Annotated in this window: 9 protein-coding genes and 1 pseudogene; 8 read left to right on the forward strand and 2 right to left on the reverse strand. The window is 64.0% G+C overall.

Translation table 11 applies throughout. The annotated features are described in order from the left end of the window. Positions 1 to 562, reverse strand: a 562-nt coding sequence (locus EN943_RS30260) for an NAD(P)-binding protein (protein ID WP_164778458.1), incomplete at its 3' end; no start/stop codon positions are given. 16 nt (positions 563 to 578) lie between these two features. Beyond that, entirely contained in the window at positions 579 to 1,370 is a 792-nt protein-coding gene (locus EN943_RS30265; protein ID WP_127415777.1) for a cyclase family protein, read from the reverse strand. 119 nt (positions 1,371 to 1,489) lie between these two features. On the opposite strand from EN943_RS30265, the gene EN943_RS30270 reads away from it, so the two are divergent. The 8 genes and pseudogenes from EN943_RS30270 to EN943_RS30305 form a co-directional block, all read left to right on the forward strand. After that, positions 1,490 to 3,064 (forward strand): NAD(P)/FAD-dependent oxidoreductase, encoded by a 1,575-nt coding sequence (locus EN943_RS30270; protein ID WP_127415778.1) that lies wholly within the window; start codon positions 1,490 to 1,492, stop codon positions 3,062 to 3,064. A 110-nt stretch (positions 3,065 to 3,174) separates the two neighbouring features. Continuing rightward, positions 3,175 to 4,704: an ABC transporter substrate-binding protein gene (locus EN943_RS30275; RefSeq protein WP_063171146.1), complete on the forward strand. Its 1,530-nt coding sequence runs from the start codon at positions 3,175 to 3,177 to the stop codon at positions 4,702 to 4,704. 220 nt (positions 4,705 to 4,924) lie between these two features. Next, positions 4,925 to 5,932 carry an ABC transporter permease gene (locus EN943_RS30280; protein ID WP_127415779.1) on the forward strand — a complete coding sequence of 336 codons (1,008 nt, stop codon included), beginning with the start codon at positions 4,925 to 4,927 and terminating at the stop codon, positions 5,930 to 5,932. Further along, positions 5,925 to 6,773: an ABC transporter permease gene (locus EN943_RS30285; RefSeq protein WP_127415780.1), complete on the forward strand. Its 849-nt coding sequence runs from the start codon at positions 5,925 to 5,927 to the stop codon at positions 6,771 to 6,773. Before EN943_RS30280 ends, EN943_RS30285 begins: the two co-directional genes overlap by 8 nt. Beyond that, the gene (locus EN943_RS30290) at positions 6,770 to 7,648 is read left to right on the forward strand and encodes an ABC transporter ATP-binding protein (protein WP_127415781.1); all 879 of its coding nucleotides are present in this window, start codon (positions 6,770 to 6,772) and stop codon (positions 7,646 to 7,648) included. Before EN943_RS30285 ends, EN943_RS30290 begins: the two co-directional genes overlap by 4 nt. Further along, positions 7,641 to 8,477, forward strand: coding sequence for an ATP-binding cassette domain-containing protein (locus EN943_RS30295; protein ID WP_127415782.1), 837 nt, complete (start codon positions 7,641 to 7,643; stop codon positions 8,475 to 8,477). Before EN943_RS30290 ends, EN943_RS30295 begins: the two co-directional genes overlap by 8 nt. Before the next feature lie 78 nt (positions 8,478 to 8,555). Continuing rightward, positions 8,556 to 9,155 carry a VOC family protein gene (locus EN943_RS30300; protein ID WP_127415783.1) on the forward strand — a complete coding sequence of 200 codons (600 nt, stop codon included), beginning with the start codon at positions 8,556 to 8,558 and terminating at the stop codon, positions 9,153 to 9,155. 141 nt (positions 9,156 to 9,296) lie between these two features. After that, positions 9,297 to 10,097, forward strand: a pseudogene (locus EN943_RS30305) (bifunctional salicylyl-CoA 5-hydroxylase/oxidoreductase); the annotation flags it as partial.

Here is a 10,097-nt window from a genome sequence, read left to right on the forward strand (position 1 = left end):
GGTAGGTGCTTTCCAGCCAGCCGCGCGCCGGCACCAGTGCCTCGCCGAGAAAGGCGGCAAGACCGCGCGGGCCACGCCGCCAGCCATCGCCGGCCAGCAGCTTGGCCGTCGGATAGGACCACAGGCTGCCGCCGAGCAAGCCGAACAGCAGGCCGGCATTGCGCTCGATGCCGCCGACATCATCCGCGTGCCGGCCGCCGTCGCCTGCCGCGATCGCATTGAGGGCGGCGACGTTGGCAGCGCGGTCGGTGCTGAGCACGGCGTGGCTGCCGTCCGGCCGCAGCACGCCGGTCGGCGTGCCCGTGTGGCAGAATTCCAGCCCGTGCCGAGCAAGGTCGGCGCCCAGTGCCGCAAAGGCGGGCGAGGTGATGAACAGCACGAAGGTCGTCGCCATCACATCATGGATGAAGCCGGGCGCGGTGATCTCCTCGGTGCGCATGCAGCCGCCAATGCAGTCGTTGCGCTCGAGGACGAGCACACGCGCCCCTTTGCCGCCAAGCATCGCCGCGCAGACCAGCGCGTTGATGCCGCTGCCGACGATGATGTGATCCGGCTGGCTCACTTCAGCGTGCTTTCGCCTAACCCTTCGACACCAGCGCCAGCGCGCGGATCGGGCTGCCGGTGCCGTGTTCGATCTTGAGCGGTGCAGCGATCAGGATGGCGCCCTTCGGCGGCAACTGGTCGAGGTTGCAGAGGCTGGCGAGGCCGTAGCGGTTGGCCTTGTGCATCAGCGTGTGCGCCGGGAACGGCGGCTCCATGCCACCGGCTTTGCCGGCATCGGTGCCGATCGTCTCCGAGCCCCAGCCCTTGATGTCCTTGCCGATCAGGAACTGGATGGCTTCGGCCGTCGGGCCGGGCGTGTGCGGGCCGGTCTCGTTGGCGTTGAGGAATTCGGCTTCCGAGCCGTTGCGCTTGTACCAGTCGGTGCGCATCACCACCCATTCGCCGGCATTGATCGCGCCATGCTTGGCTTCCCAAGCCTTGATGTGGTCGACGGTGAGCAGGAAATCGTGGTCGGCGGCGGCTTCCTTCGAACAGTCGATGACGTTGACCGGGCCGACGAAATTCTGCGCCGGAATGGTGTCGGTGGCGCCGTCCGGATAATCCTTGCCGGAGATCCAGTGCTGCGGCGCGTCGAAATGCGTGCCGGAATGTTCGCCGAGCTTCAGCCAGTTCCAGGCCCACCACGGACCGTTCTTGTCGTAACGGGAGATGTTGTGGATCTCGACCTTCGGCGTGTCGACGGCGAGTTCCGGCGGCAGCTTGATCAACGGCGTGTCCGGCCCGAGCGGCGCCGACAGGTCGACCACCTTGATGGCGCCTGAAAGAAGCTGGCCGGCGACTTCGCCGAGGAGTTTTTGGGTGTCCATGGTCTGAAGTTCCCTCTTTCGTGTGATGATCAAGGCTCGTCTCGGCCCTTAATATCCTACTAGACGAAAACATATGCATCTGCAATTATCTTTAAGCATAAAGGAAATGGGGGCGAGGCGTGAGCGAGTTCGACGCCATCTTTGTCGGGGCGGGCCACAACAGTCTGGCATGCGCCGCGCATCTGGCGCTCAAAGGCTGGAAAACCGGGATTTTCGAGCGCAGTGCAACAATCGGCGGCGCCGTCCAGACCCGTGAATTCACCCTCCCCGGCTTCCGCCACGATTTCGGCGCGATGAATCTCAGCCTCTTCGCCGGCTCGGCCTTCCACCGGAAATATGCAAATGAATTGAAAGCGCAGGGGCTGGAGTTCGCCCCGGTCACCGACTGTTTCGCCAGCGCATTCCCCGATGGACGCTGGTTCGGCGTCAGCAACGACCTGGAAAAGACCGCCGCGCGCATCGCCGCCTTCTCCGCCCCTGACGCTCAGACATGGCGCAGGCTGGTCGCCGCCTTCCCGGCGGAGGCCGAACACCTGTTCCGGCTGCTGGGATCGCCGATGAGCGCCCGCGCTCTTTCCGGGACGGCGTGGAACCTGTGGCGCAAGAAGGGCATGTCTGGGGCGCTCGATACCGGCCGGCTGCTGCTGTCCTCACCCCGCGCCTGGCTGGAGGAAACTTTCGAGTCGCCGCATATCAGGGCAACGCTCGCCACCTGGGGCATGCATCTCGACTTCGCGCCCGACATCGCCGGCGGTGCGGTTTTCCCCTATCTGGAATCGATGGCCAACCAGAGTTTCGGCATGGTGCTGGGCAAGGGCGGCGCCGACACCATCATTCGTGCCCTCTCGGGCATGGTCACATCAGCCGGAGGCAAGATCGTCACCGGCGCCGAGGTGGCCGAGATCACCGTTTCCGCCGGCAAGGCGACCGGCGTGCGGCTCGCTTCGGGCGAGACGCATACCGCTACCAAGGCGGTCATCGCCGGCGTCGCGCCCAAGGCGCTGACCGGCAAGCTGCTGCCCAATGGTTCGGGCGACGCCGGCTTCGACACGGCGATGCAGAAATTCCGTCACGCACCGGGCACGATGATGATCCATCTGGCGCTCGACGATCTGCCCGACTGGCGCGCCGGAGCGGAGCTTCGGCAGTTCGCCTATGTGCATCTGTCGCCGTCGCTCGACGCCATGTCGCGCACCTATCAGCAGGCGATGGCGGGCATGCTGCCGGACGAGCCGGTGCTGGTGGTCGGCCAACCGACGGCGATCGACCCGTCGCGGGCGCCTGACGGCAAGCATGTGCTGTGGGTGCAGGTGCGCATGCTGCCCGCCGAAATCACAGGCGATGCCGCCGGCAAGATCGCGCCAGCACATTGGGACAAGGTGAAGGAAGCCTACGCCGAGCGTGTCCTCGACATCATCGAGACCTATGCGCCCGGCCTGCGCAACAAGATCCTCGGCCGCGCCGTCTTCTCGCCGATCGATCTTGAGCGCGAGAACCCGAATCTCGTTGGCGGCGACCAGGTCTGCGGCAGCCACCATCTGGCGCAGAACTTTTTATTCCGCCCGGCACGCGGCTATGCCGGCTGGAACACGCCAGTGGCGCATCTGCATCTCACCGGGGCCGCGACATGGCCGGGCGCCGGCACCGGTGCGGCGTCGGGCTTCATGCTCGCACAACAGCTTGGCGGGAGGTAGCAGCCGGAGATTTCCTTGAGGCTACGAGGGGCAAGGCGCTGCTGCCCAAGAAGCCTGAACCAATGACCTGAAGACGCCGCGCAGAAACAAAACCAACAAGGGGAACGACCATGACAATCAACAGACGGGAATTGCTGGGATACAGCGCCGCGGCACTCGGGGTGGCCGCCGTCGGCCTGCCGCAGATCGCCAAGGCAGCTGCCGGCGAACTGACCATCGCCTACAACGTCAACCTGCCATCCTGGGATCCAACCACCGGCCCGTCGGCCGTCAACCCGACCATCCAGGGGCTTTACCAGTCGGTGTTCGACCAGTTCATCCCGCAAAAGCCCGATTTGTCCTTCGCGCCGGGCCTGCTCACCGAATGGGGCTGGAACGACGACCGCACCAAGATCATGATGACGGTGCGCGAAGGCGTGACCTGGCATGACGGCTCGCCATTCACAGCCGAGGACGTCGTCTGGTCGCTGCAGCGGGCAGGTGACGAAAAGACCGGCAACCCGATCCAGTTCGTCTGGAAGAACGTCAACAATTTCAAGATCGACGGCAACAAGATCACCGGCGACGTCGTGCAGTTCGACCCGGTCTATTTCAAATGGATGTCGTTCCTGACCGGCTATATCATGCCGAAGGCCTATTACGAGAAGGTCGGCGCCGAAGGTTTCGAGAAGGCGCCGATCGGCACCGGCCCCTACATGGTCGAAAAGTTTGAGCGCAACGCCTTCCTGCGGCTCAAGGCCAACCCGAACTACTGGGGCGGCAAGCCGGCCTTCGAGAATGTGACGATCAAGTTCGTCGCCGATGCGGCGAGCCGCGTCGCCGAGATCGAATCCGGTTCCTCGCAGGTGACGCTGGAAATCCCCTATGAGGAATACGACCGGCTGATCGCCAAGGACGGGCTGGCAGGCTCGTGCAAGAACGTCTCCGACATCGGCATGATCTTCTTCAACGACATCGAGGCGATGCTGGACAAGAACGTCCGCCAGGCCGCCGTGATGGCCGTCGACAAGAAGCTGCTGGTCGATCGCCTGTTGCGCGGCTACGGCCAGCCGATCGATACGCTGGAAACGCCGGAATACGCATCCTACGACGCGTCGATCAAGGTCGAGCACAATCCGGAAAAGGCCAAGGAATTGCTGGCCGCTTCCGGCTATTCGCCGGAAAAGCCGGTCAAGTTCACCATCCAGACGACCAAGGGCTTCAAGCCCAAGGACTATGAGATGATCCAGGCGATCGTCGGCATGTGGCGCAAGGTCGGCATCGAGGCGACGATCGAGGTCTACGAGATCGCCAAGCACTATGAATTGCGCGCCGCCGACAAGCTGGCGCCGGCCGCATTCTACAATTGGGGCAACGCCATCGGCGATCCGACCACCTCGACCGGTTTTGCCATGTACGGCCCGAGCCCGCATTCGGTGTGGGACAGCCAGGATTTGATCGACATGATCAACCCGCTGTGGGGCGAAAAGGACGAGGCCAAGCGCATCGCCGGCTGGAAAGCGGTCGACAAATACATCGCCGAGCAGGCCTATGTGCTGCCGCTGATGCAGTATGCGCAGCCCATCGTGCATGCCAAGGGCGTCAATGTGGTGCAGCATGTGTCCGGCGCGTTGCTGCCGGCCCTGATGACCCCGGCCTGACCAATATGGGAAGGCACGCCGTTCGCGAGACGGCGTGTCTTCTTTAACGTCGCAGGCCCCCTCATCCGGCCCTTCGGGCCACCTTCTCCCCGCTGGGGAGAAGAGACCGGCTCAGCCGTCGGCGACCTCTTCTCCCCTCGGGGAGAAGGTGGCCGCGAAGCGGCCGGACGAGGGGGTTTTCGTTCCATCAGTCACTGAAACGCATTAGGCCTGCGCCAGAATGCTCCTGCAAAGATTCCTGATCCGTCTGCTGACGATGCTGATCACGCTGTTCGGCGTGGCCGTCGTCGTCTTTGTCGTGATCCGCGTCGCGCCCGGCGATCCGATCGCCATGATGCTGCCCCCCGGCGCGACGGATGCCGACATTGTCCGGCTGCGCGCGCTCTATGGGCTCGACAAGACCATCGTGCAACAATTCTTCATCTGGCTGTCCGGTGTGGCCAGGGGCGATTTCGGCACCTCGATCTCGCTGCGGCAGGATGTGCTCGGGCTGGTCTTCAACCGGCTGCCGGCGACGCTGGAGCTTGCCATCGTCGCTCTCATCATGGCGGTGGCGATCGGCGGCACCACGGCGGTCATCGGCGCGCGCGAGCGCGGCACGGTAGTCGAGGCCGGCATCGACATCGCCAGCGGCGCGGCGCTTTCCATTCCCGACTTCCTGTGGGGCCTGGTGCTGATCCTGCTGTTCGGCGTGCTGGTGCCGATCTTCGACATTTCCGGCCGGGTGTCGCCGCAACTGGACCTGCCCTTCGTCACCCAGTTCTATCTGTTCGAGAGCCTGTTGCGCCTGCGCCTCGACCTGACCTGGGATCTGCTGAAGCACATGCTGATGCCGGCCGTGGCGCTGGCGCTGCCGCTGGCGGCGATCATCTCGCAACTGCTGAAACAGTCGCTGAAGGAAGTGCTCGACCTCGACTATGTCGTGCTGGCACGGGTGAAGGGGTTTTCGGAAACCCAGGTCATCCTGCGCGAGGCGCTGAAGAACGCAGCGCTGCCGACGCTGACGCTGGTCGGCGTGCAGTTCACCTTCCTGATCGGCGGGACCGTCATCGTCGAGCGGCTGTTTTCCTATGAAGGCCTCGGCAACATGGCGATCGATGCCGTCATCAACCGCGACCTGCCGCTGATCCAGGGCATTGTGCTGGTCTTCGCGCTGCTGTTCGTGCTGATCAACCTCAGCGTCGACATGATGTACGCGCTGCTCAATCCGAGGCTGCGCCATGGATGAGGGTCGTGCTCGAAGGCGTGGTATCTCGCCGCGTTTGTGGTTGGCCGGCGGCTGGCTGCTGCTGGCGCTGCTGGCGGCAATCTTCGCGCCGCTGGTCGCGCCGCAGGATCCGCTGGCGCAGGATCTGATGCTGGAGCGGCTGCCGCCGTTCTGGGTGAGCGGTGCCGAGCCCGGCTATTGGCTCGGCACCGACAGCCTCGGCCGTGATCTATTGTCGAGGTTGATCTTCGGCGGCCGCATCGCCTTCATCGTCGCCTTCGCCGCCGCCATCGCCGCCTGCCTGGTCGGCTCGACGCTGGGCCTGATCGCAGGCTATTTCGGCGGCTGGGCCGACCGCATCATCTCGCGCATCGTCGATGTCTGGATGGCGTTTCCGCCGGTGCTGTTCGCCATATTGCTCGTGGCGGTGCTCGGCACGGGCTTGAGCTCCGTCATTCTCGCCATCGCCATCATCGACTGGACGCGCTTTTGCCGGGTGATCCGTGCCGAGACGATGGGGCAGTCGCGCATGGACTATGTCGAGAATGCCCGCATTGCCGGCTACGGCCGCATCGGCATCATGCTGCGCGAAGTGTTGCCCAATGTGGTGCCGTCGATCGTGGCACTGCTGTCGCTGGAAATGGGCATCGCCGTCATCGTCGAGGCGATCCTGTCCTTCGTCAATCTGTCGATCTCGACCGACGACCCGACCTGGGGAGGCATCATCGCCGAGGGCCGGCTGTCGATCCACCAGGCCTGGTGGGTGCTCGTATTTCCGCTGATCACGCTGATCCTCACCGTGCTGTCGTTCAGCCAGTTCGGCGAGGCGCTGAAGACGCGTTTCGATCCGGTGCTGCGATGAGCGCCTGTCTCGACATCAGGGATCTGAGCGCCGTGCTGCCCAACGGGCAGCGCGTATTGCGCTCGGTGTCGCTTGCCGTTCAGCCCGGCGAGGTCCGCGCGCTGGTCGGCGAAAGCGGCGCCGGCAAGACGATGATCGGCAAGGCGGTGCTCGGTGTGCTGCCGTCGAGCGTGCGCATTGTCGAAGGCGACATGCGGCTTGAGGGCGAAGACCTCGGCAAATTGCAGCCCAAGGCACGACGCACGCTGATTGGGGCACGCACGGCACTGATCCCGCAGGATCCGCTGACCGCGCTCAACCCGTCGCGCCGCATCGGCTCGCAGATGACCGACCGGCTGGTGCGTATTCTCGGCTGGAGTGGCGAGAAGGCCGATACCCGCATCCGGCAATTGCTGGACGAGGTGCAGATCCGCGATCCCGACCGCGTGCTGAAAAGCTATCCGCACGAACTGTCCGGCGGCATGCGCCAGCGGGTGCTGATCGCTGCCGCCTTCGCCGCGGAGCCAAGGCTGATCGTCGCCGACGAGCCGACCACGGCGCTTGATGTGACCGTACAAAAACAGATCCTGCGGCTGATCGTGCAGTTGCAGCGCGAGCACGGCACGGCGATCCTGTTCGTCACCCATGATCTCGGCGTCGTTGCCAAGATCAGCCAGAAGGTCTCGGTGCTCTATGCCGGCAAGGTGGTGGAGGAGGCCGAGACCGCAGCGCTCTTCGCCGCACCGCAGCACCCCTACACACGGGCGCTGATGGCGGCGACGCCACGCTACACCGATCCTTTCGCCTCGCTGAAGCCGGTGGACGACGAAGTACTCGCCGGGCTTGCTTCAGAGATCGCTGCCGCAGACCAGGCCTGGAGGCTCCCTAATGGCTGAGCCGCTGTTTTCCGTGCGCGGGTTGAAAGTCGCGCTGCCCGACATGACGCGCAAGCCGCTGATCGGCCGGGCGCCATTGGCCGAGATCCTGAAAGGCCTGGACTTCGACCTGCCGCGGGGCTCGGTGACCGGCATTGTCGGCGAATCCGGTTCGGGCAAGTCGACGCTCGGCCGCGCGCTGGTGCGCCTGCTGGAGCCCAGCGTCGGCAGCATAACTTTCGACGGTCGCGACATCACCCATCTGCCCGAAGCGGAGCTCAGGCCGCTGCGCCGCAATCTGCAGATGATTTTTCAAGATCCGATGTCGTCGCTCAACCCACGCCGCACCATTGCCAGCATTATCGCCGCGCCGCTTAAACAGAACGGCCTCAGCGACAATCTGAAGGCGCGCGTCGCCGAGGCGCTGCAGCGCGTCGGCCTGCCGCAAAGCTTTGCCAGCCGTTACCGCCACGAACTGTCGGGCGGACAGCGGCAGCGCGTTGGCATTGCCCGCGCTTTGGCGCTGGCGCCGAAATTCGTGCTCGCCGACGAGATCGTCTCCGGCCTCGACGTCTCGACGCAGGCGCAGATCCTCACCCTGCTGGAGAAGCTGGCGGCAGAGATGGGGCTGACCGTCGCCTTCATCAGCCACGATCTGTCGGTCATCCGGCGGCTGTGCCGGCAAGTGATCGTCATGCGCGAGGGCGTGATCGTCGAGGCGAGCGCCACCGACGCCTTGTTCGACAAGCCGCGGCAAAGCTACACGCGCGATCTCATTGCGGCCATTCCGCTGCCCGAGATCGATGCGAGCTGGCTGGACATTTCTTCCGCCGCCAAGGCGCCGACATGAATGCATACGCACGCCGAACCGCGGGCCTCGGACGTGCGGCCACAAAGACCCAAGTCCCGTCAAATGGAGAGGACTGACATGAAGACCACAATCGCAATTGCAACGCTCGCCGCCGCGATGCTCGGCAGCGCCGGCATGGCCTCGGCGGATTCGATCCCGGGCATGCGCGGCCACGACCACACCGGCATCACCGTTCCCGATATGAAGCAAGCGGTCGACTTCTTCACCGAAGTGGTCGGCTGCAAGAAGGCGATGTCGTTCGGTCCGTTCGCCGACGACAAGGGCACCTTCATGCAGGATCTTCTGGGCGTCGATCCGAAGGCGGTGATCGAAGAGGTCACCATGGTGCGTTGTGGCTACGGCTCGAACATCGAGCTGTTCAAATACACGGCACCGGACCAGAAGGACCTGACGCCGAAGAACAGCGACATTGGCGGCTTCCACATCGCCTTCTATGTCGACGACGTCGCAGCCGCCAAAACCTATCTCGAAGGCAAGGGCGTCAAGACGCGGATGGGGCCGCTGCCGGTCAAGGAAGGGCCGGCCGCCGGCCAGACCATCCTCTATTTCCAGGCGCCGTGGGGGCTGCAACTGGAAGCGATCAGCTATCCCGATGGCATGGCCTATGAGAAGGGCGCCGAGACGGTGCTGTGGAGCCCGAAGAGCCCGGGAAAGTGATCCAGCAGCGTGCTTGCGCGATGACACGCAGGCGCGCTTTCGCCATGTCAGGACAATCGTTTTGATATAAAACTTTAAGCTTGAAATATCGTGTCGCCGGCGCGATACTGAACTCCAGCAAGCGAAGAGGAGATCGCACAGATGAAGGTTGCGGTTCTCGGCGGCGGGCCAGCCGGCCTCTACTTTGCCATTTCGATGAAGCTCCGTGACGCCGCGCACGATGTGACGGTGTTCGAGCGCAACCGCGCCGACGACACGTTCGGCTGGGGCGTCGTGCTGTCGGCAGAAACGCTCGACAATCTGTCGAAAAACGATCCGGTCAGCGCCGTCTGGATCAAGAAGCATTTTGCCTATTGGGACGACATTGCCGTCATCCATGACGGCGTGCGCACGGTCTCGTCAGGGCACGGTTTCTGCGGCATCGGCCGCAAGCGGCTGCTGGTCCTGCTGCAGCGCCGGGCGCGCGAACTTGGCGTCAAGCTGATGTTCGAGACCGACATTGCAGATCCCAAGCCCTACATGGAGACGCATGATCTGGTCGTCGCTGCCGACGGCCTGAACTCCAGGGCACGCAACAGTTTCGTCGACATTTTCAAGCCCGACATCGACACCCGCAAATGCAAGTTCGTCTGGCTCGGAACCAACCAGAAATTCGACGACGCCTTCACCTTCATCTTCGAGAAGACCGAGCATGGCTGGGTTTGGGCGCACGCCTACCAGTTCGACAGCGACACGGCGACGTTCATCGTCGAGTGCAGCGAACAGACCTGGGGTGCCTTCGGCTTCGGCGCGATGTCGCAGCAGGAATCGATCGCCGTCTGTGAGCGTATCTTCGAAAAACATCTCGGCGGCCATGCGCTGATGACCAATGCCAACCACATCCGTGGCTCGGCCTGGATCAATTTCCCGCGCGTGCTGTGCGAGCGCTGGTCCTACAAGAAC

It is taken from the genome of Mesorhizobium sp. M7A.F.Ca.US.006.01.1.1 (genome assembly GCF_003997935.1).
Classification (GTDB): domain Bacteria; phylum Pseudomonadota; class Alphaproteobacteria; order Rhizobiales; family Rhizobiaceae; genus Mesorhizobium.